The sequence below is a fragment of the Nostoc sp. 2RC genome (assembly GCF_014222165.1).
Classification (GTDB): Bacteria; Cyanobacteriota; Cyanobacteriia; order Cyanobacteriales; family Nostocaceae; genus Nostoc; species Nostoc linckia.
In genome coordinates this window covers 1-490 of the sequence record NZ_JACKZU010000798.1, presented here as the reverse complement: position 1 = coordinate 490, position 490 = coordinate 1, and the positions used below count along the sequence as shown (strand labels likewise).

At 39.2% G+C, this 490-nt stretch carries 1 protein-coding gene; it reads left to right on the top strand.

What is annotated here, in order from left to right; all coding sequences use genetic code 11:
* Window positions 1–148 precede the first annotated feature (148 nt).
* On the top strand, window positions 149–385 hold the full coding sequence (locus GNE10_RS35035) for a hypothetical protein (protein WP_185570574.1): 237 nt from the start codon (window positions 149–151) through the stop codon (window positions 383–385).
* Window positions 386–490 lie beyond the last annotated feature (105 nt).

Here is a 490-nt window from a genome sequence, read left to right as displayed (position 1 = left end):
TTCTGTCAGCTATTAGTTACTTATTTTTTGACAATTGTTTAATTGTATGCATTAAAAAAAACTACTAGTTTGGCAAAAGCAACAAACAACAAACTATAGTCGAACACAGAAAAAACCATCATAAATACACATAAAGGAAACAAAAGATATGGATGAAACCTCACAACAGACAACAGATAATGTAACCACTCAAGACATAGCACAAGTGATTGCAGAACTAGAACAATATCGCGAACGTCTAGTTCAAGAAACCACAGAAACAGCCAAACGCGCCAAATTGATGAGGGTGAGTGTCATGGCAAAATTGGAACCTGAACTTGCCAAAATTGATGCAGCCCTCGAACAACTGCGTAATCAACAAGCTAGTCTCAGCGGAAGTAACTAGTAAAATTTTGGTCATTAGTCATTAGTCATTAGTCATTGGGCATCGGGCATTGGGCATTGGGCATGAGACATTAGTTATTCTCCGTGTCCCCGCGTCCCCCCATCT

Coding starts and splice junctions, on each gene's coding strand:
- GNE10_RS35035 (WP_185570574.1), top strand. CDS start 149: ATGGATGAAACCTCACAACAGACAACAGATAATGTAACCACTCAAGAC.